At 63.6% G+C, this 20,525-nt stretch carries 21 protein-coding genes; 18 read left to right on the top strand and 3 right to left on the bottom strand.

Annotation, left to right across the window (positions count from 1 at the left end):
- Positions 1–20: 20 nt before the first annotated feature.
- The 3 genes from EDC62_RS07480 to EDC62_RS07470 form a co-directional block, all read right to left on the bottom strand.
- The gene (locus EDC62_RS07480; protein ID WP_124222253.1) at positions 21–824 is read right to left on the bottom strand and encodes a CbbQ/NirQ/NorQ/GpvN family protein; all 804 of its coding nucleotides are present in this window, start codon (positions 822–824) and stop codon (positions 21–23) included.
- 93 nt (positions 825–917) lie between these two features.
- Positions 918–2,297 carry a ribulose-bisphosphate carboxylase gene (locus EDC62_RS07475; protein WP_124222251.1) on the bottom strand — a complete coding sequence of 460 codons (1,380 nt, stop codon included), beginning with the start codon at positions 2,295–2,297 and terminating at the stop codon, positions 918–920.
- Positions 2,298–2,443: 146 nt separating this feature from the next.
- Positions 2,444–3,355, bottom strand: coding sequence for a LysR family transcriptional regulator (locus EDC62_RS07470; protein WP_124222249.1), 912 nt, complete (start codon positions 3,353–3,355; stop codon positions 2,444–2,446).
- Between the two features lie 166 nt (positions 3,356–3,521).
- Between EDC62_RS07470 and EDC62_RS07465 the strand changes: the two genes are divergently transcribed.
- From EDC62_RS07465 to soxZ, 18 genes are all read left to right on the top strand, one after another.
- Complete coding sequence (locus EDC62_RS07465; RefSeq protein WP_124222247.1) at positions 3,522–4,253, top strand: HAD-IA family hydrolase; 732 nt, start codon at positions 3,522–3,524, stop codon at positions 4,251–4,253.
- Positions 4,254–4,295: 42 nt separating this feature from the next.
- A complete protein-coding gene (rpe, locus tag EDC62_RS07460; RefSeq protein WP_124222245.1) occupies positions 4,296–4,988 on the top strand; it encodes a ribulose-phosphate 3-epimerase in 693 nt (230 codons plus the stop codon).
- A 35-nt stretch (positions 4,989–5,023) separates the two neighbouring features.
- Positions 5,024–6,118 (top strand): class 1 fructose-bisphosphatase, encoded by a 1,095-nt coding sequence (locus EDC62_RS07455; protein WP_124222243.1) that lies wholly within the window; start codon positions 5,024–5,026, stop codon positions 6,116–6,118.
- A 33-nt stretch (positions 6,119–6,151) separates the two neighbouring features.
- Positions 6,152–6,730 carry a rhodanese-like domain-containing protein gene (locus EDC62_RS07450; protein WP_124222241.1) on the top strand — a complete coding sequence of 193 codons (579 nt, stop codon included), beginning with the start codon at positions 6,152–6,154 and terminating at the stop codon, positions 6,728–6,730.
- Between the two features lie 29 nt (positions 6,731–6,759).
- Positions 6,760–7,641: a phosphoribulokinase gene (locus tag EDC62_RS07445; RefSeq protein WP_124222239.1), complete on the top strand. Its 882-nt coding sequence runs from the start codon at positions 6,760–6,762 to the stop codon at positions 7,639–7,641.
- Positions 7,642–7,661: 20 nt separating this feature from the next.
- A complete protein-coding gene (gene tkt / locus EDC62_RS07440) occupies positions 7,662–9,755 on the top strand; it encodes a transketolase (protein ID WP_124222237.1) in 2,094 nt (697 codons plus the stop codon).
- A 17-nt stretch (positions 9,756–9,772) separates the two neighbouring features.
- Positions 9,773–10,480: an HAD family hydrolase gene (locus tag EDC62_RS07435; protein WP_245968800.1), complete on the top strand. Its 708-nt coding sequence runs from the start codon at positions 9,773–9,775 to the stop codon at positions 10,478–10,480.
- Positions 10,481–10,509: 29 nt separating this feature from the next.
- Complete coding sequence (gene gap, locus EDC62_RS07430; protein WP_124222235.1) at positions 10,510–11,520, top strand: type I glyceraldehyde-3-phosphate dehydrogenase; 1,011 nt, start codon at positions 10,510–10,512, stop codon at positions 11,518–11,520.
- 21 nt (positions 11,521–11,541) lie between these two features.
- Positions 11,542–12,741, top strand: a complete 1,200-nt coding sequence (locus EDC62_RS07425) for a phosphoglycerate kinase (RefSeq protein WP_124222233.1) — start codon at positions 11,542–11,544, stop codon at positions 12,739–12,741.
- An 81-nt stretch (positions 12,742–12,822) separates the two neighbouring features.
- Positions 12,823–13,860: a class II fructose-bisphosphate aldolase gene (gene fba, locus EDC62_RS07420; RefSeq protein ID WP_124222231.1), complete on the top strand. Its 1,038-nt coding sequence runs from the start codon at positions 12,823–12,825 to the stop codon at positions 13,858–13,860.
- 363 nt (positions 13,861–14,223) lie between these two features.
- Positions 14,224–14,544 carry a hypothetical protein gene (locus tag EDC62_RS07415; RefSeq protein WP_124222229.1) on the top strand — a complete coding sequence of 107 codons (321 nt, stop codon included), beginning with the start codon at positions 14,224–14,226 and terminating at the stop codon, positions 14,542–14,544.
- 162 nt (positions 14,545–14,706) lie between these two features.
- On the top strand, positions 14,707–15,282 hold the full coding sequence (locus tag EDC62_RS07410) for a DUF302 domain-containing protein (RefSeq protein ID WP_124222227.1): 576 nt from the start codon (positions 14,707–14,709) through the stop codon (positions 15,280–15,282).
- Between the two features lie 54 nt (positions 15,283–15,336).
- Positions 15,337–16,617 (top strand): OmpP1/FadL family transporter, encoded by a 1,281-nt coding sequence (locus tag EDC62_RS07405; protein ID WP_211330954.1) that lies wholly within the window; start codon positions 15,337–15,339, stop codon positions 16,615–16,617.
- A 129-nt stretch (positions 16,618–16,746) separates the two neighbouring features.
- Entirely contained in the window at positions 16,747–17,064 is a 318-nt protein-coding gene (locus tag EDC62_RS07400) for an ArsR/SmtB family transcription factor (RefSeq protein WP_124222225.1), read from the top strand.
- Positions 17,065–17,200: 136 nt separating this feature from the next.
- Complete coding sequence (soxC, locus tag EDC62_RS07395; protein WP_124222664.1) at positions 17,201–18,487, top strand: sulfite dehydrogenase; 1,287 nt, start codon at positions 17,201–17,203, stop codon at positions 18,485–18,487.
- The gene (locus EDC62_RS07390; protein ID WP_124222223.1) at positions 18,471–19,550 is read left to right on the top strand and encodes a c-type cytochrome; all 1,080 of its coding nucleotides are present in this window, start codon (positions 18,471–18,473) and stop codon (positions 19,548–19,550) included. Before soxC ends, EDC62_RS07390 begins: the two co-directional genes overlap by 17 nt.
- An 85-nt stretch (positions 19,551–19,635) precedes the next feature.
- Entirely contained in the window at positions 19,636–20,091 is a 456-nt protein-coding gene (gene soxY, locus EDC62_RS07385; protein WP_124222221.1) for a thiosulfate oxidation carrier protein SoxY, read from the top strand.
- A 57-nt stretch (positions 20,092–20,148) separates the two neighbouring features.
- Positions 20,149–20,460, top strand: coding sequence for a thiosulfate oxidation carrier complex protein SoxZ (soxZ, locus tag EDC62_RS07380; RefSeq protein WP_211330953.1), 312 nt, complete (start codon positions 20,149–20,151; stop codon positions 20,458–20,460).
- The last annotated feature ends 65 nt before the right edge of the window (positions 20,461–20,525 follow it).

Genomic DNA, 20,525 nt, shown 5'->3' with positions numbered 1-20,525 from the left:
GGTGGATGCGGGAGCGGGTTTCAGGCGAACTGGGCGTCGATGGCGTGATCGAGCGTGTCGCGGATGTCGGCGTCGTCGGTGATCGGGCGCACCAGCGCCATTCGACACGCATCGCGTGCGCTCGCACCCTGGCGGATGAGTTGCGCGGCATGCACCAGCAGCCGCGTCGAGATGCCCTCGGCCAGCCCGTGCCCTTTGAGGCGACGGGCCGCATGGGCGATCCGCACCAGTCTCTCGCAGGCGTCGAGTGCGAGCCCGGTTTCCTCGGCGACGATGCGCGCCTCGAGTGCCTCCTCGGGGTAGTCGAAGTCGAACGCCGTGAAGCGCTGCTTGGTCGAGGGCTTGAGATCCTTCATCAGCGACTGATAGCCGGGGTTGTAGGAAATCACCAGCGCGAAGTCGGGATGCGCCGCGACGAGTTCCCCTTTTTTGTCGAGCGGGAGTACGCGGCGGTGGTCGGTCAGCGGGTGGATCACGACCGTGGTGTCCTGGCGCGCCTCGACGATTTCATCGAGATAGCAGATCGCCCCGATGCGGGCGGCGGTCGTCAGTGGCCCATCGAGCCAGCGCGTGCCGCCGGCTTCGAGCAGGTAGCGACCCACGAGGTCGCTGGCGGTCATGTCCTCGTTGCAGGCCACGGTGATCAGCGGGCGCTGGAGTTTCCAGGCCATGTATTCGACGAAGCGCGACTTGCCGCATCCGGTCGGCCCTTTGACCATGACCGGCAGCCGCGCGCCATAGGCCATCTCGAACAGCGCCACCTCATTGCCTTGCGGCTGGTAGTGGGGCTCGGTCCGGATGCGGTATTGCTCGCTGAGCGACATGTGAACTCCTGAAAAAAGAGCAAGAGAGCGCCAATTTGCGCCGGCAAGAGTAGAAAAAAGGCCCAAAACGGGGCCTGCAGGGCACGGGGCGGCTTACTTGTGCACGCCCAGCTTCTCGCGCCAGCCCGGGTAGAGCTTGTCGGCGTCGGCCGGGAAGGACTCGAAGGCGCGCGCGAACTCACGGTGCTGCTTGGCCCATTCGATCGGATCGGCCTTGGCCTTCCAGCATTCGTAGGCTTGACGCAGGCTCTTGGCGCCCGCGGCCGGCGAGTCGATGTGGCCGTAAGAGCCGCCGCCGGCCGTGTTGATCACGTTGCCGTGGCCCAGGTTCTCGAAGAAGCCGGGCAGGCGCAGCGCGTTCATGCCGCCCGAGATGATCGGCGTCGTGGGCTTCATGCCGTACCACTTCTGGTAGTAGGCCGGGCCTTGATACTCGTCGCGCTCGATGATGTAGGCAATCGCCCGGTCGTCTTTCTCGCCTTCCATCTTGCCAAAACCCATGGTTCCGACGTGGATGCCCGAAGCACCTTGCAGACGGCTCATTTTGGCGAGCACATAGGCGGTGTAGCCGCGCTTGGATTGCGGGCTGGTCACGGCCCCGTGACCGGCGCGGTGGTAGTGCAGGTACTGATTGGGGAACCAGCGGCGGGCGGTGGTGATCATGCCGGGGCCGCCGACATAGCCGTCGACCAGGAAGGCCACCTTGTCGGCGTCGGGCCCGAAGGTCTCGAGGATGAACTCGCCGCGCGCGAGCATTTCGTCGTGGTCGTCGGCGGTGATGTTGGCCGAGAAAATCTTGGCTTCGCCGGTTTCGTCCATCGCGCGCTTCATCGCGTCGTAAACCAGCGGAATGGTCTTCTTCATCGGCGCGAATACCTGGTTGCCCTGCGGCTCGTCGTTCTTGATGAAGTCGCCGCCGAGCCAGAACTCATAGGCCGCCTTGGCGAAGGGCTCGGGCCGCAGGCCGAGCTTGGGCTTGATGATGGTGCCTGCGATGTAGCCGCCGTCCTTGATCGGGCGGCCCAGGATGCGCCAGAGGTCGGAAATGTCCTTGCTCGGGCCGTCGAACAGCTCGATGGCGCGGCGCGGCATGTAGAAGTCGTACATCTTGGCGTACTCGATGTCGCCCATGCCCTGGTTGTTGCCGATGGTGAGCGTCAGGAACGACACGATCATCATCCGGCCGTCGGTGATGTTGCGGTCGAACAGCTCGATCGGGTAGGCGATGCGCATTTCCTCGGTCGCCTCGTCGATGTGGTAGACGAGGGCGTCGACGCCTTTGGTGAACTCGTCGGTCGTCGAGACTTCGACGTTGGTTCCGGTCGACGACTCGGCGGCAAAGTGCGCCGCGCTGGCCAGGTAGCCATAGCCCGCCTTGGGCTTCATCTTGTAGGCCACGAGGATGTGGCGGCCACCATTGATCAGGTCTTCCTCTTTGAGGCTGAGGTCGGCGTAGCGGTTGGATTGGTCCATGTGCGGGCTCCGGGTGTTGAGGACGAAAACGGGATCAGCGAGCGAACTATAGGAACCCAAACCCATAAAGAAAAGTAAAAAAAACTTTTTCCGAAATTAGAAAACTTGATGAATCGGCGGCTGTCGGTGAAGCTTCGGGTCGAGCGTCAGCTCCAGCTGTCCATCAGCCCGCTGCCTTGTTCGATGAGGAACTCCTTGAATGCGCGCGCCGCCGGCGAGAGCTTCTTGCTGCTCAGATGGGTGATGTACCAGTGGCCGATCTGCGGCATGCCCTCGACGTCGATGAGCGCCATGTGGCCGCTGGCGAGCTCGTGCCGCACCGTGCGTAAAGACAGAAACGACAGCCCCATGCCCGCCATGACGGCTTGTTTGATCGTCTCGTTGCTCGGCATCTCCATCGCTACCTTCAGCGCCGTATGGTGCTCGGCGAACAGCCGCTCCATCGCCGCGCGCGTGCCCGAGCCGGGCTCGCGCACGACGAAGGGGTAGTCAGCCAAGGCCGCGAAGCTCAGATGCTTGCGGCGCACCAGCGGGTGATTGGGGGCTGCGAGGATCGCCATCGGGTTGGTTGCAAACGGCGAGGCTTCGCAGTCCAGGTCGGCCGGCGCGCGGCCCATGACCACGAGGTCGACCTCGCTACGGGCCAGCCAGCCCAGCACGTTTTCCCGGTTGTCGATCCGCAGCTGAACTTCGATGCCCGGGAACTGCTTCGAAAAGCGCACCAGCAACATCGGGATGAAATACTTGGCCGTGCTCACCACGGCGAGCTCGATGCGGCCGCGCCGCATGCCGAGGTGGTCGGCCATCACGGCCTCGAGGTTGCGCATTTCGGCGAGCACTCGATGCGCTTGCTCCAAAAACGCCTCGCCTGCGGCCGTCAGACGGATGTTGCGCCCGATGGGCTCGGTCAGCGGCAAGCCGACCGCTTCTTCGAGCTGGCGCAGTTGCATCGAAACCGCCGGCTGCGTGATGAACAGCTTTTCGGCCGCCCGCGAGACCGATCCCTGGCGAGCCACCTCTGCGAAGGTTTGCAGTTGCTTGAGCGTGTACGGGCGCATCGATGGCTCCAAAACATCAGAAACACTGATGAAAAATTCAAAAAACGTGATTTGAGTTTATGGATCAGCGCGTCTACAGTCAAACCTCCGCAGCCGCCTGACCTGCATTTTTAGGGTCAATCGGCGACGGCGGATCGATGGTCGCCCTTCGTTTCAGGAGCCCTACATGACGACGCAACCGCTGCAGGCATTGATTTTCGACGTCGACGGCACGCTCGCCGACACCGAGAGTGTGCACCGTGCTGCCTTCAACCAGGCGTTTGCCGAACTCGGGCTCGACTGGCACTGGGACGAAGCGCTCTACACCGAGTTGCTCGAGGTTTCGGGCGGCAAGGAGCGCATCGCGCATTACTGGCGCCAGGTCCACCCTGATGTCAAGCCGCTCGACGGCATGGCGCTCGACGAGACGATCGCGCACATCCACGAACTGAAGACCGCCGCCTACGAGCGGGCCGTGCAGGAAGGCGCCATCGCGCTGCGCCCGGGCGTGCTCAAGCTCATCGAGGCCGCGTACAACGAGGGCTTGGCATTGGCGATCGCCACGACCACCTCGCCGGTCAACATCGCTGCACTGTTGCGCGGGGCGATCGGGCCGGACTGGCGCAGTTTTTTCCAGGTCGTCGAAGACGCCTCGACCGCGCCAAAGAAGAAGCCGCATCCGCAGGTGTATCTGCAGACCCTCGAAGGCTTGGGGCTGCCGGCCGAAGCTTGCCTGGCGTTCGAAGACTCGGGCAACGGTCTCAAGGCCGCGCGGGCGGCGGGGCTCGATACCATCGTGACCCCCAACGCGTTCACGGCCCACCACGATTTCACGGGGGCGCTGCGGGTGCTGCCGAGCCTCGAGGGGGTCGGCGTCGCGCACCTGCGGGCCTGGAAAGCCGACGCCCCGGCATCCTGAGTGGTCGAACGCACCCTTCATCCGTCTGAGAACGAGCCCACCATGACCCAAACCCTGCGCATCGCCCCGTCCATCCTGTCCGCCGACTTCGCCCGCTTGGGTGAAGAGGTGCGCGCCATCGAAGCCGCCGGCGCCGACCTCGTGCACTTCGACGTGATGGACAACCATTTCGTCCCGAACCTCACCATCGGCCCCTTGGTGTGCGAGGCGATCCGCCCGCACGTGAAGATCGGCATCGACGTGCACCTGATGGTCGAGCCGGTCGATGCGCTCGTGCCCATGTTCGCCAAGGCCGGCGCGAACATCATCACCTTCCACCCCGAGGCAAGCCGCCATGTCGACCGCACGCTCGCGCTGATCCGCGACCACGGCTGCAAGGCTGGCCTGGTGTTCAACCCGGCCACGCCGCTCGACTGGCTCGACCACGTCATGGACAAGCTCGACATGGTGCTGCTCATGAGTGTCAACCCGGGCTTTGGCGGGCAGAAGTTCATCGAATCGACGCTGCCCAAGCTCGCCGCGGCGCGTGCGCGCATCGACGCCCACATGGCCGCCGGTGGCCAACCGATCTGGCTCGAAGTCGACGGCGGCGTCAAGGTGGACAACATCGCGCGCATCGTCGCGGCCGGCGCCGACACCTGCGTCGCGGGCAGCGCCGTCTTTGGTGCTCCCGACCCCGATGGCGGCTATCGCACCGTCATGCAAGCCCTGCGCGACGCGGCCGCGGCGCGCTGAAACCCTGTTTTCCCTCACCCTGCACTGGATCTGCCATGCCTTTGTCCCGCCGCTTCACGCTCACCCAGTACCTGATCGAAGAACGCCGCCGCTTCCCCGGCGCCAGCGGTGACTTCAACGCGCTCATCCTCGACGTCGCCTTGGCGTGCAAGGCGATCGCGCGAGCCGTGGCCTTTGGGGAGCTCGGCGGCGTGCTGGGCAACCACAACGGCGAAGCGGGCGGCAGCATCAATGTGCAGGGCGAAACGCAAAAAAAGCTCGACGTCATCAGCAACCAGTATTTCACCCGCCTCAACGAGTGGGGTGGCCAGCTCGCGGGCATGGCGTCCGAGGAAATGGATGAGCCCTATCAAATCCCCAAGCAATACCCGCGCGGCAAGTACCTGCTGGGGTTCGATCCGCTCGACGGCTCGTCGAACATCGACGTCAACGTGTCGGTCGGCAGCATTTTCTCGGTGCTGCGCGCGCCGCAGGACGTGATCGACAGCGGGCGCGACGTGGTCGAGGCCGATTTCCTGCAGCCCGGCACGAAGCAGATGGCGGCGGGCTATGCGCTCTATGGCCCCACGACCATGTTGATTCTCACCGTGGGCAATGGCGTGGCGGGCTTCACGCTCGATCCCAACCTCGGCGAATTCATGCTCACCCACCCGAACATGCATGTGCCCGAGGACACGCATGAGTTCGCGATCAACGCGTCGAATGCGCGCTTCTGGGAGCCGCCGGTCAAGCGTTATGTCGACGAATGCCTCGCCGGCAAGACCGGGCCGCGCGGCAAGGACTTCAATATGCGTTGGATCGCCTCCATGGTGGCCGAGGCGCACCGCATCCTCATGCGCGGCGGCGTGTTCATGTACCCGCGCGACACCAAGGACCCGTCCAAGCCCGGCCGGCTGCGTCTGCTGTACGAGGCCAACCCGATCGGCATGGTCATGGAACAGGCCGGTGGCCGCGCCAGCACCGGCCGCGAGCCGATCTTGAGCGTGCAGCCCACCTCGCTGCACCAGCGCATCGGCCTGGTGTTCGGCAGCAAGAACGAAGTCGAACGCATCGAGCGCTACCACCGCGAACCGGTCGCCTTCAAGGACGACAACCCCTTGTTTGCCGAGCGCTCGCTGTTTCGCGATTGATCCGCTTTTGAACCACTATTGCCAGGAATCGCCATGAAGTCATTGGTTTCTCTCGTACTCGGTCTCGTCGTCGGCTGCGGCGCCTACGCCCAGGCCGCATTCGTCCCGGTCGGAACACCGCTCAACATCATCGGTGACCAGAAGGAGTTCACGGTCAAAACCAAGAATGGGCCGCTGGTGATCACCCGCAAGATGACCGCCTGCGCCAAGAATGGCGGCTCCCTGCAGGAAGTGGTGCCGGTGGCCGGTGTGCACCCAGTCGGCGAGATCGAGATCCTTCACGCGCTGAACGATCCCGAGGCGCTGGTGGTCGACATGCGCGACAGCAACGACCGGGTCAAGGGCACCATCCCCGGCTCCATCGGCATTCCTTACACCGAGGTGGTTGCCCGCATGGGTGAACTGGGTTGCAGCAAGACGGGTGACAAGTGGAACTGCGACAAGGCCAAGAAGGTGTACGCCTTCTGCAACGGCCCGGTGTGTCCGCAGAGCCCGATGGCCATCAAGGCCATGACCCGCGAAGGCTTCCCCGCAGAGCGGATTTACTACTACCGCGGCGGCATGCTCGACTGGGACGCCCTGGGTTTCCCGTCGATCAAGGACGAATTCTGAATCTGCGCATCCATCTTTGAGGACCTCCCATGTCTGAACGTCATCCCATCATCGCCATCACCGGCTCGAGCGGTGCCGGAACCACCTCGGTGACCCGCACCTTCGAAAACATTTTCCGGCGCGAGGGCGTCAAGGCCGCCATCATCGAAGGCGACAGCTTCCACCGCTATGACCGCAAGGAGATGAAAGTCAAGGCGGCTGAAGCCGAGGCCGCGGGCAACAAACATTTCAGCCATTTCGGCCCCGAGGCAAACGAACTCGACAAGCTCGAGGCCTTGTTTCGCACCTACGCCGAGACCGGCACCGGCAAGCGGCGCAAGTACCTGCACGACGCTGAAGAAGCCGCGCCGTACCGCCAGGAGCCGGGCACCTTCACGCCCTGGGAAGATGTGCCGGCGGATACGGACCTGCTTTACTACGAAGGCCTGCACGGCGCCGTCGTCACGCCGGATGTGAACGTGGCGCAGTACCCCGATCTGCTCATCGGCGTCGTTCCGGTCATCAACCTCGAGTGGATCCAGAAGCTCTACCGGGACAAAAAGCAACGTGGCTACAGCACCGAAGCGGTGACGGACACCATCCTGCGCCGCATGCCCGACTATGTGAACTACATCTGCCCGCAGTTCCAGCACACGCACGTCAACTTCCAGCGCGTGCCGCTGGTCGACACCTCGAACCCCTTCATTGCGCGCGACATCCCCACGCCCGACGAGAGCATGGTCGTGATCCGCTTCGCCAAGCCCAAGGGCATCGACTTCCCTTACTTGCTCAGCATGATCGACGGCAGCTTCATGAGCCGCGCCAATACCATCGTCGTGCCTGGTGGGAAAATGGAGCTTTCCATGCAACTCATCTTTACCCCCTTCGTCTGGCGCATGATGGAGCGACGCAAGCGCGCGCTGGCCGCCTGACTCTCGAGGAGAACCGATCCATGACCTTGCCGCGTCCCGCCCCCAGCCCCGAATTGGCACGCCAGATGGCCAACGCCATCCGCATGCTTGCCGTCGATGCCGTTGAAAAAGCCAAGTCCGGCCACCCCGGCGCCCCGATGGGCATGGCCGACATTGCCGAGGTGCTCTGGAACCGTCATCTGAAACACAACCCGGCCAACCCGCACTGGCCCGACCGTGACCGCTTCGTGCTGTCCAACGGCCATGGCTCGATGCTGATCTATGCGCTGTTGCACCTGACCGGCTACGACCTGCCGATGGAAGAGATCCAGCGCTTCCGGCAACTGCACAGCAAGACGCCGGGCCATCCGGAAGTTGGTGTGACGCCCGGTGTCGAGACGACGACCGGCCCGCTGGGGCAGGGGATTGCGAACGCGGTCGGCATGGCCTTGGCGGAAAAACTGCTGGCGATGGAGTTCAACCGCGAAGAAGAAGGGGTGCGCTACGACATCGTCGACCACTACACCTACGTCTTCCTGGGCGACGGCTGCATGATGGAAGGCATCAGCCATGAGGTCTGTTCGCTCGCGGGCACGCTGCGCTTGTCCAAGCTGATTGCGCTCTACGACGACAACGGCATTTCCATCGACGGCCATGTCGAAGGCTGGTTCACCGACGACACGCCCAAGCGTTTCGAGGCCTATGGCTGGAACGTCATCCGCAACGTCGATGGGCATGACCCGGCGGCGGTCGATGCGGCCATCGAAGCGGCGCGGGCGCAAGCGGTGCGCCCGGATGGCAAGCCAACCCTGATTTGCTGCAAGACCGTGATCGGCATGGGCTCGCCGAACAAGGCCGGCACCCATGATGTGCATGGCGCAGCGCTGGGGGCTGCCGAGGTGGCCGCAACGCGCGAGGCGCTGGGCTGGACCGCGCCGCCGTTCGAGATTCCCGAACCCATCCGCAAGGCCTGGGATGCGCGCGAGCGCGGCCGTGCCGCCGAAGCCGCTTGGCAAGAGCGTTTCGAAGCCTACCGCGCGCAGTACCCGCTCGAAGCCGCCGAATTCCAGCGCCGCATGGCGGGCATTTTGAGCACCGACTACCGGGACCGTCTGGCTTCGGTGTTCGAGACGGTCGCGGCTCGGGCGGACGCCGTGGCCACGCGCAAGGCGAGCCAAAACGCGCTCGACCTCCTCGCGCCGCTGATCCCTGAGTTCTTCGGCGGCAGCGCCGACCTCACGGGCTCGAACCTCACGAACTTCAAGGGCTGTGTCAAGGCGGGCCGCGACACCTGGGGCAACCACCTCTCCTACGGTGTGCGCGAGTTCGGTATGGCGGCCATCATGAACGGCATCGCCTTGCACGGCGGTTACCTGCCGTACGGCGGCACCTTCCTGACGTTCTCGGACTACAGCCGCAATGCCATCCGCATGGCCGCGTTGATGAAGCAGCGCGTCGTGCATGTGCTGACGCACGACTCGATCGGGCTGGGCGAAGACGGCCCGACGCATCAGCCGGTGGAGCATGTGCCCTCGCTGCGGCTGATTCCGGGGCTCGATGTGTGGCGTCCGGCCGATGCGCTCGAAACCACGGTGGCTTGGGCGAGCGCGATCGAGCGTCGCGATGGCCCGAGCGCCCTGTGCCTGTCGCGCCAGAACTTGCCGCGCCTCACGCGGCTCGAGCAGGTCGAGCAGATTCGCCGCGGCGGTTATGTGCTGATCGACACCCCCCATCCTCAGGCGATCATCATCGGCACCGGCTCGGAAACCTCGATCGCCGTGGCCGCGCATGAGCAGCTCAAGGCCGCTGGCATCGAAACCCGCGTGGTTTCCATGCCCTGCACCGACGTATTCGACCGCCAGCCCGAGGCGTACCAGGAAATGGTTTTGCCGCGTGAACTGCCGATGGTGGCGATCGAAGCGGCGCAGCCCGATCTCTGGCGCAAGTATGTCGGCCGTGCCGGCATCGTGATCGGGATGACGACTTTTGGCGAGTCGGCGCCAGCGCCAGAGCTTTACGCGCATTTCGGCCTCACCGCCGAGCGCATCTGCGAAGCCGTGCGCACGCTGGTGCATCGGGCGGCCCACCGTAAAGAGCAGCCGCTGCCCGAGCAGATCATCCCTTCCACCAACTAAGCCTCTGAGAGTTCGCCGTGCCCCAAGCCCCCTTGCGTCGTTACGACCTCATGCTGTTCGATCTCGACGGCACGCTCGTCGAGACGGCGCCCGAAATCTGTGATGCGGTCAACGACACACTGCTTCAATTCGATCTCGAGCCCGTGACCCAGCAGCAGGTCAACGACTGGATCGGTCACGGCACGCGCGAACTGCTCATCCAGGCCTTGGCCGACCGCGGACAAACGTCGCCGGAGGCGGTGCGCCATTCGGACGTGTTCAAGCTCATCGAGGCGGAGTTCGCCAAGCACTACCAGCGCCGCTGCGGCACCCGCAGCCATCTCTATCCGCACGTGCGCGAAGTGCTCGAAGCGCTGCGCGCGCATGGCGTGAAGCTCGCGGTCGTCACGAACAAGGAAGGCCGCTACACCCAAACCGTGCTCGACGCGCACGCGCTCACGCCCTTGTTCGACCGCGTCATCAGCGGCGACACGCTGCCGGTGAAAAAACCCAACCCCGCGGCCGTGCACAGCTGCATGGCGCAATGGTCGGTGCCGGCTGAGCGCACGCTGTTCGTCGGAGATTCTTCGATCGATGCGGCCACGGCGCGCCAGGCAGGCGTTGCGATTTGGCTGTTGCCTTACGGCTACAACATGGGCCAGCCGATCGAAGCCTGCGGCCCGGACCGCGTGATCGAAGATTTTCGCGCCTTGCTCTCGACGCTGGCTCAGCCGGCATGGGTCTGATTTTTTTGTCTCCACTGAAGGAAACCACCATGGCACTTAAAATTGGTATCAACGGATTCGGTCGCATCGGTCGCATGGTCTTTCGCGCCATCGCGAAAGAAGCGGAGTTTTCGGATCTCGAAGTCGTCGCGATCAACGACCTGCTCGAGCCCGAGTACCTGGCCTACATGCTCAAATACGACAGCGTGCATGGCCCGTTCAAGGGTGACATCGCCGTCGACGGCAAGGACCTCGTCGTCAACGGCCGCCGCATCCGCCTGACCGCCGAGAAAGACCCGGCTGCCCTCGCCTGGGGTGCCGTGGGCGCCGACCTCGTGATCGAGTCCACCGGCCTTTTCCTCACCGAAGAAAGCTGCCAGAAGCATCTCGCCGCTGGCGCGAAGAAGGTTGTGCAATCCGCGCCGTCCAAGGACGACACGCCGATGTTCGTCTATGGCGTGAACCACCAGACCTACGCCGGCCAGGCGATCGTCTCGGCCGCATCCTGCACCACGAACTGCCTGGCGCCCGTCGCCAAAGTGCTCAACGACCGCTTTGGCATCGTGCGCGGCCTCATGAGCACGGTGCACGCCGCCACCGCCACGCAAAAGACGGTCGACGGCCCCTCGAGCAAAGACTGGCGCGGTGGCCGCGGCATTCTCGAGAACATCATTCCTTCCTCCACGGGCGCCGCCAAGGCTGTCGGCAAGGTGATTCCTGAGCTCAACAAGAAGCTCACCGGTATGGCGTTCCGCGTGCCCACTTCGGATGTCTCGGTGGTGGACCTGACGGTCGAACTGGCCAAGAGCACGAGCTATGCCGACATTTGCGCCGCCATGAAGGACGCAAGCACCAGCGGCCCGCTCAAAGGCGTGCTGGGCTACACCGACGAAAAGGTCGTCTCGACCGATTTCCGCGGCTGCCCCTTGCCTTCGATCTTCGACAGCGAAGCCGGCATCGCGCTCGATGGCACCTTCGTGAAGGTCGTTGCTTGGTACGACAACGAATACGGCTACACCTGCAACATGCTGCGCTTTGCACAGCACGTGGGTCGCGCCTGAGTCATCCGAGGAGCCGCAACCATGACTGGACCTTTGCGTTTTGCCGATTTGTGTGCCCGCGGCGACGTGCGCAGCAAGCGGGTGTTCATCCGCGCCGACCTCAACGTGCCGCAGGATGAGACGGGCGCCATCACCGAAGACACGCGCATCCGCGCGAGCGTGCCCTGCATCCGCATGGCCCTCGACGCGGGTGGCGCGGTCATGGTGACGAGCCACCTCGGTCGCCCGACCGAGGGCGTACTGCGCCCCGAGGACAGCCTCGCCCCGGTGGCCAAGCGCCTGGGCGAGTTGCTCGGTCGCGAGGTGCCGCTGATCCAAAACTGGGTCGACGGCGGCTTTACCGTTGCGCCCGGGGAGGTGGTTTTGCTCGAGAACTGCCGCGTCAACCCGGGTGAGAAAAAGAACGACGATGCGCTGGCCCGCAAGATGGCGGCGCTCTGCGACATCTACGTCAACGACGCCTTCGGCACCGCGCACCGCGCGGAAGCCACGACCCACGGCATCGCCAAGTACGCGCCCGTGGCCTGTGCGGGCCCGTTGCTCGCGGCTGAGATCGACGCGATCACCAAGGCGCTCGCGCACCCCGATCGGCCCCTGGTGGCCATCGTCGCGGGCTCCAAGGTCAGCACCAAGCTCACCATCCTGAAGTCCTTGTCCGAGAAGGTCGACCAGCTCATCGTCGGTGGCGGCATTGCCAACACCTTCATGCTCGCCGCGGGCCTGCCGATCGGCAAGAGTCTGGCCGAGCCCGACCTCGTGCCCGAGGCCCGGGCCGTGATCGACGCCATGGCGGCACGCGGCGCCGAGGTACCGATTCCGACCGACGTGGTGGTCGCCCAAGAGTTCAAGGCCGACGCCAAGGCCACGGTCAAGAAGGCCAGGGAGGTCGAGGCCGACGACATGATTCTCGACATCGGCCCTGAAACCGCCGCCCGCTTGGCGGCCCAGCTCAAATCGGCCGGCACCATCGTCTGGAACGGCCCGGTCGGCGTGTTCGAGTTCGCGCCCTTCGAGCAAGGCACCAAGGCCATTGCGCATGCGATTGCCGAGTCCAAGGCCTTCTCGATCGCTGGCGGTGGCGACACGCTCGCGGCGATCGCCAAATACGGCATCGAAAAGCAGATCGGCTACATCTCGACCGGTGGCGGGGCATTCCTCGAAATGCTCGAAGGCAAGACCCTGCCGGCGATCGAAGTCCTGCTGCAGCGCGCTTCTAAATAAGTAGCAACCAGTGACCGACTGACGCCGGGATTCGGCGGTTTTCATTCGGATTTTTGACCTCAAAACCCTACGGAGAGTCTCATGGCCCTGATTTCCCTACGCCAACTGCTCGACCATGCCGCCGAGCGCGGCTATGGCGTGCCCGCCTTCAACGTCAACAACCTGGAGCAGATCCAGGCCATCATGGAGGCGGCCCAGGAAACCGACAGCCCGGTGATCCTGCAAGCCTCGGCCGGCGCGCGCAAGTACGCGGGCGAGCCCTTCCTGCGCCACATGGTGTTGGCTGCGGCCGAGATGTACCCGGACATCCCGATCGTGCTGCACCAGGACCATGGCGCAACGCCCAAGGTCTGCCAGCAGTCCATCCGCTCGGGTTTCACTAGCGTCATGATGGACGGCTCGTTGCGCGAAGACGCCAAGACCCCTTCGAGCTACGAGTACAACGTCGAGGTGACCGCCAAGGTCTGTGAAATGGCCCACGCCGTGGGCGTCTCGGTCGAGGGCGAACTGGGCTGCCTGGGCTCGCTCGAAACCGGCGACGCGGGTGAAGAGGATGGCGTCGGCGCAGAAGGCAAGTTGAGCCATGACCAGATGCTCACCGACCCCGTGCAAGCCAAAGACTTCGTGGCCAAAACCGGCGTGGATGCTCTGGCGATCGCGATCGGCACGAGCCACGGTGCTTACAAATTCACGCGTCCGCCCACCGGCGACATCCTCGCCATCGATCGCATCGCGCAGATCCACGCGGCGATTCCGAACACCCACCTCGTCATGCACGGCTCGTCGAGCGTGCCGCAGGAGTGGCTCGAAATCATCCGCAAGTACGGCGGCGACATCAAGGAAACCTATGGCGTGCCGGTCGAGGAAATCGTGCGCGGCATCCAAAGCGGCGTGCGCAAAGTCAACATCGACACCGACATCCGTCTCGCCATGACCGGGGCCATGCGGCAGGTGTTCTTTGAGAAGCCGTCGGAATTCGACCCCCGCAAGGCGCTGGAAGCCGCGCGCAAAGCGGCCAAAGGCATCTGCAAGCAGCGCTTCGAGGCCTTCGGCTGCGCGGGCAACGCCTCACGCATCAAGCCGATCTCGCTCGAGGTCATTGCTGCGCGTTACGCCTGAGGCAAAACGGACTCCGTTCCCGTGATCGGGTGCAGCCAGGGTCGGCTCGCGCATGGATCGGGGACGGGTTCACGGCTGCGTCTCTCCGCCTCGGGAAAACACCGATCCAAGATGGAAGCTCCGTAGGGATAATCGTCCATAATTCAGCAGTTGCTGATTTAGTGATTCAGAGCCCGCCGTCGTTGCGTCGACGGGCCAGGTTCATGGTCTCCAGGGTCGGAACGGGTAACCGAACCGATTCGTGGAACGGGAAGCGCGATTGGTACTCGCCGCTTTCTTTGCACCCGCCGCAGGTTTCTGTGGCGGGTTTTTTTTATTTCTGCAAGACTGTGGGCTCATCAACGACCCGACGAGGAGACGAACATGGCGAATCACAGAGGCACGGTCGGCGCCGCCTTGATCGCCCTGGCGAGCGGAGCCGCCGCGACGCCATCGATCTTTCAGGACGCCGATCTCCAGCTGGGCGAGAAACTGATCGCGGCCCATCGCTGCAGCGAATGCCACATCCGCAAGGTGGGGGGCGACGGCTCGGCGATCTACCGGCCGCAAGGTCGGGTGAACACGCCGGGTCTGTTGCGGGGGATGGTCGAGCAGTGCAATACCGAGCTCAACCTGGGGTTGTTCCCCGAGGAAGTCAGCGCCGTTGCCGCAGTGCTCAACCGCGACCACTACCGTTTCAAGTAAGCCATCGACGACGTACCCTCCGGGGTATAGGGAAGATACCGATAGGCCCCGAAGCCATTGCGGGGCATCATGGACACACTCGACAGGAATGTGGTAGGCGACCCGCGTCGCTGCCCCGCTCGGGTCGTGTTTCCGTCATCCCTTGCTTTGGAGTACTCGTTCATGAAATCTTTGACCCGCCTGGCCCATGTGGCTGTGCTCGCTGGCGCCGCCCTGTTGAGCGGCTGCGGCACCCTTTCCACCATCGGCAAGCTGGAGGACGGCGCCGGCGCCGAGGCCAGCCGCATGTGGGACCGTTGGATCGAAGGCAACGGTGACATTGCGGTCGCCACCACCTGGGAGCGCAAGGTCAAGCCTGGCGTCACCATCAACGACATCGAGCAAATCTTCGTGCAGATCGCCTCCGAGCGGAACATGAAGGGCGTGGGCGATCTGCCGCTGTCCAAGGAGCTCGAAGCTCGCTCGGGCAAGAAGGAGAAATTCCTCAAGGTCTATTCCTTCTGCACTCCGAGCACCGCGCGCGAGATGGTCGATTTCAGCCCGCACATGGCCGCCTATCTGCCCTGCCGCATCAGCGTCGTCGAGCATGACGATGGCAGCCTGTGGCTCTACACGCTCAACATGGACATGATGGTGAAGATGGGTCGCAAGCTCCCTTCGCCGCTCAAGGAGCACGCCATGGCTGTGCGCGACACCATCTGGGAAATGATGGAGCGCGCGTCCAAGGGTGAAGTTTGAAGCGCTTCCAAGCGCGCTTGAAAAGCACATCGCATCCAACCGAGGAGACCCCCTTTGAAAAACCGCAAACACGTACGTGCCCTGGCTGTTCTGACCCTCGTCGGCAGCCCCTTCCTGTCGGCCTATGCCACTGATGGTTACTTCCCCCATGGCTTTGGTCTCAAGGCCAAAGGCATGGGCGGTGCCGCCGCCGGCATGAGTGAAGACGCCTTTGCCGGCATCAACAACCCCGCGGCCGCCGCCACGACGGGCAATCGCATCGAGGCGGGCCTGGACGTGTTCAAGCCCAGCCGCGGCATGGAGCGTACCGGCCCCGCGCCCTCGCTCAATGCCAACGTCGACAGCGGCAGCAACACCTTCCTGGTGCCTGAGTTTGGCTACAACAAGCAAGTGAGCGACCGCATCGGCGTCAACGTCACCGTCTACGGCAACGGCGGCATGAACACCGACTACAAAGGTGGGCAAATCAACTGCGGCAGGGGCCCGGCCAACGTCTTGTGCGGCGATGGGCAACTGGGCGTCGACCTGATGCAATTGATCGTCGCTCCGACCGTCGCCTACAAAATCAACGACACGCACTCGGTCGGCGTGTCCCCGTTGCTCGTTTTCCAGCAGTTCAAGGCGTTTGGCCTCCAGGCCTTCAGCCCCATGAGCCAGGACCCGACCAAGCTCACCAACAACGGCTACGCGCACAGCAATGGCGTGGGTCTGCGCCTGGGCTATCTGGGCAAGTTCGGCGACCAGTTCACGCTGGGCGCGACCTATTCGCCCAAGATCAGCATGGGCAAGTTCGACAAGTACGCTGGCCTGTTCGCCGGCAGCGGCAGCTTCGACATCCCCGAGAACTACACCATCGGCGGCACCTTCCGCGTCACACCCAAGGCCCTGGTGGCACTCGACTATCAGCGCATCAACTACGGCGGCGTGCGCTCCATCAGCAACCCCAGCACCAACATGGCGCCGATCGGTTCTTCCGATGGCCCGGGCTTTGGCTGGAAGAGCATCAACGTCTGGAAGCTGGGCGTTCAATGGGAAGCCATGGCGGGCTTGACTCTGCGCGCTGGCATCAACAAGAGCGACAACCCGATCCAGGCGCGTGACGTGAGCTTCAACATCATCGCCCCGGGCGTCATCACCACCCACTACACGCTCGGCGCAACCTACGCGCTCACGCCGACGATGGATCTGACCTTTGCCTATGCCCACGCGAAGGAAAACAAAGTCACCGGTGCATCGATGTTCAACAGCATGATGCCGGCGGGCGCGCCACCCATCCTGGAAACCATCCGCATGCACCAAAACTCGTTCGGCGTGCAGGTCGGCTGGAAGTTCTGATCCACGATCGGGGCAAGGCCGGATCTTTCAACCTTGCTCCGATCGGTCGCGAGGGGGTGTAAACCCTAGTATCGCGTCTTCATAGATCCGTTATATTCGCATAGGCTCATATTTAAACTTTCGGATGCCATGCAAGATGAAGCGGATCAGCGTCAGGCGGTTTTCGAGCGGGCGGCGGAACTTTTTGGTCTGCTGTCCACGCCGATCCGCCTGCGCATCATCAGCGAGTTGTGCAACGCCGAAAAAAACGTGAGCCAATTGCTCGAATCCATTGAAACGGCCCAGTCCAACATGTCCCAACACCTCAACATGCTGTATCGCGCCGGGGTGCTGGCCCGGCGGCGCCAAGGCTCACAGATTTTCTACCGCATCGCGGACGAATCTGCCGGGCTCGTGTGCCGCGCGGTGTGCACCCAGGTGGCGATCGACATGAGCGATTCGGCATGAGGTGGGCCCGAATCCCTGGGGCTCTTGAACGCAGAAATGCACGGAAGGAGATTGTGTGAACCACGAAAACATCAACTCGGGAAGGGTGCGTAAGGCACCGGAAAACTTCCTGAGCCAAGACGGCATTCGGACCGTCATGGAAGAGGCCAAGCGCGGCCGGCGCGACTTCATTCGCACGGCTTTCGCGGCTGCTGCGGCCGGAGCCGCGGTGCCTGCCGCCCTGGCGCAAGGCAACCCCGTCCCGACCGAGGGCGGTGACCCCAACATCCTCAACCTTCCGGAGCACAGCACCGGGTTGGGCCAGGGGGTCAACCCTGAGGGCAGCTACGGCATGCCCTCCAAGTACGAGGCCCACGTCAAGCGCCGCATCAGCCCGGGCCTGACGCAGACAACCCAAGCCTCGGTATCGTTCGCGCCGCTGCAGTCCCTGTTCGGCATCGTGACGCCGAGCGGTTTGCACTTCGAGCGGCACCACCAGGGTTGGTGGGACATCGACCCATCGAAGCACCGCTTGATGATCAACGGCATGGTCAAGCGCCCGATGGTGCTGACCATGGACGAAATCATGCGTCTGCCCTCCGTGTCGCGCTTCCACTTCATCGAGTGCGGTGCGAACACGGCGGCCGAGTGGGGCAACGTCGCGGTCCCCACCGTGCAATACACCCACGGCATGTTGTCTTGCAGTGAATTCACGGGCGTGCCGCTGATCACCCTGCTCGAAATGGCAGGGGCCGATCTCAAGAACGGCAAGTTCGTGCTGGCTGAAGGCGCGGACGGCTCTTCGATGACGCGGACGATCCCGATGAGCCTCATTCTGTCGGGTGAGGTGCTCGTGGCCTACGGCCAAAACGGCGAGATGCTGCGTCCTGAAAACGGCTACCCGTTGCGCTTGGTGGTCCCGGGCGTGCAGGGTGTGAGCTGGGTCAAGTACCTGCGCCGCATCGAACTCGGCGACAAGCCCTATGCCACCAAAGACGAGGCGGTCCACTACATCGACCTCATGCCGGACGGGCTGCATCGCCAGTACAGCAACTTGCAAGAGGCCAAGAGCGTCATCACCACGCCCTCCGGTGGGCAGGTGCTGCTCGACAAGGGCTTCTACAACATCACGGGCCTGGCATGGTCGGGCTTCGGCAAGATCAAGCGCGTCGATGTGTCGGTCGACGGCGGCCGCAATTGGCGCACGGCGCGGCTCGAAGGCCCGGTGCACTCCAAGGCGCTGACCCGCTTCAACATCGACTGGGTCTGGGACGGCAAACCCGCCATCTTGCAAAGCCGCGCCATGGACGAGACGGGTTTCGTCCAGCCGACCTACAAGCAACTTCGGGCGGTGCGTGGCACCCGCTCGATTTACCACAACAACGCGATCCAGTCGTGGCTCGTCCAGGAAAACGGAGAGGTCAAGAATGTCCAGCTTTCGTAAAGCCGCATTGTCGGCGGCCCTGCTCGCCCTCGCGGGCCTGATCCCCGCCCAGGCCGCCGAGAAGTTTCCGGGCGTCGGCCGCACCGCGACGCCGAAGGAAGTCGCTGCCTGGGACATCGATGTTCGACCCGACTTCAAGGGTCTGCCTCCGGGTTCCGGCACGGTCGCCAAAGGTCAGGATATTTGGGAAACCAAATGTGCGAGCTGCCACGGCACCTTCGGTGACTCGAACGAGGTGTTCAGCCCGCTTGCGGGCGGCATCACGCCGGACGACATCAAGACCGGGCGGGTTGCCAAGCTCAAGGACCCGACGGCTGGCCGTACGACCTTCATGAAGGTCGCGACCTTGTCAACGATCTGGGATTACATCCACCGCGCGATGCCCTGGACCCAACCCAAGTCCTTGTCGCCCGATGAGGTGTATTCGGTCGTCGCCTTCCTGCTGAACTTGAACGGCATCGTGCCCGACAACTTCACTTTGTCGGACAAGAACATTGCCGAGGTGCAGCAGCGCATGCCCAACCGCAACGGCATGACGACCAAGCACCACCTGTGGCCTGGCAACGAGTTTGGCGGCACCAAGACGCCCGACACGCACAACGTCGCCTGCATGAAGGATTGCGCGCCAGAGCCCAAGGTCGCCTCGTTCCTGCCGGACTTCGCACGCAATGCCCACGGCAACCTGGCCGAGCAAAACCGCATCATCGGTCCGGTGCGGGGTGAGGACACGACCAAACCCGCGCCCAAGAGCCTTGGGGAAGGGGCCTCGGCGACACCGGCTGTCGCGCCCGCTGCCGCACAAGCCAACGCAGGTCCGAAGGCGCCGACAGAGCTGTTGTCCAAGAACGGCTGCACCGCCTGCCACGGTATCAACAACAAGATCGTTGGTCCGGCCTTCACTGATGTCGCAAAAAAACATGCGGGCAAGGTGGACTACCTTGTCGGTAAGATCAAATCCGGCGGGTCGGGTGTGTGGGGTGCGGTGCCAATGCCGCCCCAGACGCTCAGCGACGCCGACGCCAAGACCATCGCGGCCTGGCTCGCGGCGGGCGCTGCCAAGTAAGGCGGCGAATCAAGCAGTCAGGGTAATACCGGGCGGCGTACCCGCCCATGCACCATTACATTTCATTCACCACAGGAGATTCCTCATGAAAACTCGCCGCGAAGCCCTCAAGCAAAGCGCCCTCGTTGCCGGTCTGCTGGCGTCGACGGGCATGTTCCCCCAGTTCGCCTATGCCTACAACAAGGCCGCGTTCGAAGCCAAGTCGCTCGCCGATGTCGTCAAGGCCGTGGGCGGCAATGCGCCGACCGAAAGCAAAGACGTCACCATCACCGGACCGGACATTGCTGAAAACGGCGCCGTGGTGCCCCTGGGTGCGAGCTGCTCGCTGCCGGGTGTCAAGCAGGTTCTGATCTTGGTCGAGAAGAACCCCGCTGCCCTGGTGGCGCTGTTCAATGTGACCGACGCCGTCGAGCCCAACTTCTCGACCCGCGCCAAGATGGGTCAGTCTTCGGACGTCTACGCCGTGGCCATCATGAACGACGGCAAGGCCTTGTACGCCAAGAAAGAAGTCAAGGTCACCCTCGGCGGTTGCGGCGGCTGATCGGCCGGGCACACCCAGTCCAAATACCTTCAGAATTTTTGAATCAGGAGAATCATCATGGCAGATCCGATGCGTATTCGCGCTCAAGTGTCCGGCGACAAAGCCACCGTCCGTGTGCTGATGAGCCACGAGATGGAGTCTGGTCAGCGCAAAGATGCCGCAGGCAAGCTCGTGCCCGCGCACTTCATCCAGGAAGTCGAAGCCAAGCTCAACGGCAACACGATCATGACGGCCGAATGGGGACCGTCCGTCTCGAAGAACCCGTTCCTGCAGTTCTTCGTCAAGGGCGCGAAGGCCGGTGACAAGATCGCCGTCACCTGGAAGGACAACAAGGGCGAAAGCCGCACCGACGAAGCAACGGTTTCCTAAACCCAGCAGTCGTCACGGGGTGGGGCTCGCCTCACCCCTTTTCCTTTTTTGGACGAGGTCTCCCT

It is taken from the genome of Tibeticola sediminis (assembly GCF_003843835.1).
In the GTDB taxonomy this organism is placed as follows: Bacteria; Pseudomonadota; Gammaproteobacteria; order Burkholderiales; family Burkholderiaceae_C; genus Tibeticola; species Tibeticola sediminis.
The sequence above is the reverse complement of the archived record's forward strand: the minus strand, read 5'-3'. Positions and strand labels throughout refer to the sequence as shown.

Coding starts and splice junctions, on each gene's coding strand:
- EDC62_RS07390 (WP_124222223.1), top strand. CDS start 18,471: ATGTCCAGCTTTCGTAAAGCCGCATTGTCGGCGGCCCTGCTCGCCCTC.
- rpe (WP_124222245.1), top strand. CDS start 4,296: ATGACCCAAACCCTGCGCATCGCCCCGTCCATCCTGTCCGCCGACTTC.
- EDC62_RS07475 (WP_124222251.1), bottom strand. CDS start 2,297: ATGGACCAATCCAACCGCTACGCCGACCTCAGCCTCAAAGAGGAAGAC.
- EDC62_RS07400 (WP_124222225.1), top strand. CDS start 16,747: ATGCAAGATGAAGCGGATCAGCGTCAGGCGGTTTTCGAGCGGGCGGCG.
- tkt (WP_124222237.1), top strand. CDS start 7,662: ATGACCTTGCCGCGTCCCGCCCCCAGCCCCGAATTGGCACGCCAGATG.
- EDC62_RS07465 (WP_124222247.1), top strand. CDS start 3,522: ATGACGACGCAACCGCTGCAGGCATTGATTTTCGACGTCGACGGCACG.
- EDC62_RS07450 (WP_124222241.1), top strand. CDS start 6,152: ATGAAGTCATTGGTTTCTCTCGTACTCGGTCTCGTCGTCGGCTGCGGC.
- EDC62_RS07470 (WP_124222249.1), bottom strand. CDS start 3,355: ATGCGCCCGTACACGCTCAAGCAACTGCAAACCTTCGCAGAGGTGGCT.
- EDC62_RS07415 (WP_124222229.1), top strand. CDS start 14,224: ATGGCGAATCACAGAGGCACGGTCGGCGCCGCCTTGATCGCCCTGGCG.
- EDC62_RS07480 (WP_124222253.1), bottom strand. CDS start 824: ATGTCGCTCAGCGAGCAATACCGCATCCGGACCGAGCCCCACTACCAG.
- gap (WP_124222235.1), top strand. CDS start 10,510: ATGGCACTTAAAATTGGTATCAACGGATTCGGTCGCATCGGTCGCATG.
- fba (WP_124222231.1), top strand. CDS start 12,823: ATGGCCCTGATTTCCCTACGCCAACTGCTCGACCATGCCGCCGAGCGC.
- EDC62_RS07410 (WP_124222227.1), top strand. CDS start 14,707: ATGAAATCTTTGACCCGCCTGGCCCATGTGGCTGTGCTCGCTGGCGCC.
- soxZ (WP_211330953.1), top strand. CDS start 20,149: ATGGCAGATCCGATGCGTATTCGCGCTCAAGTGTCCGGCGACAAAGCC.
- EDC62_RS07425 (WP_124222233.1), top strand. CDS start 11,542: ATGACTGGACCTTTGCGTTTTGCCGATTTGTGTGCCCGCGGCGACGTG.
- EDC62_RS07455 (WP_124222243.1), top strand. CDS start 5,024: ATGCCTTTGTCCCGCCGCTTCACGCTCACCCAGTACCTGATCGAAGAA.
- EDC62_RS07445 (WP_124222239.1), top strand. CDS start 6,760: ATGTCTGAACGTCATCCCATCATCGCCATCACCGGCTCGAGCGGTGCC.
- soxY (WP_124222221.1), top strand. CDS start 19,636: ATGAAAACTCGCCGCGAAGCCCTCAAGCAAAGCGCCCTCGTTGCCGGT.
- soxC (WP_124222664.1), top strand. CDS start 17,201: ATGGAAGAGGCCAAGCGCGGCCGGCGCGACTTCATTCGCACGGCTTTC.